Raw genomic sequence first — 464 nt, 5'->3', positions numbered from 1 at the left:
GTCAACGCCGGCGCAGAAGCCGCGCGGGTTGGCAAGGATGATGGTTTTTTGGGTCATGTGTATGGTCCGGATTTCAGACGACCTTATGGGTTGTCGGTTGCTGGTTCATCGGTCGGTTTGGGCTCTTTTTTGTGGAACAGTCCGTCCAAAACCAATAAAACGGCACCGACGCAGATAAAACTGTCGGCAACGTTAAACGCGGGATAATACCAATCCTTCCAGTAAAACAGTAAGAAATCAACCACATGGCCGTGAATCAGTCGGTCGATGACGTTACCGAGCGCGCCGCCGATAATCATGGCGGCGCCGATTTTGCCCGAAAGGCGGAACTCGTCGTGCAGAATGGCACGGGCGAGATACGCGCTGATAACGAGTGCCAGCCCTAAGAAAAAGAATTTCTGCCAGCCGCCTTGGTCGGCAAGGAAACTGAACGCCGCGCCCGGGTTGTAGGCAAGGGTCAGGTC

The 464-nt window shown here is 54.5% G+C and carries 1 protein-coding gene; it reads right to left on the bottom strand.

Annotated elements, in window-relative coordinates:
• Nucleotides 1-83: 83 nt before the first annotated feature.
• On the bottom strand, nucleotides 84-464 hold a 381-nt coding region (gene lspA, locus ACTHUR_RS20170; RefSeq protein WP_440400573.1), incomplete at its 5' end, for a signal peptidase II.

The sequence above is a fragment of the Neisseria sp. P0021.S007 genome (assembly GCF_051956855.1).
This window is presented reverse-complemented; position numbering and strand designations above follow the sequence as displayed.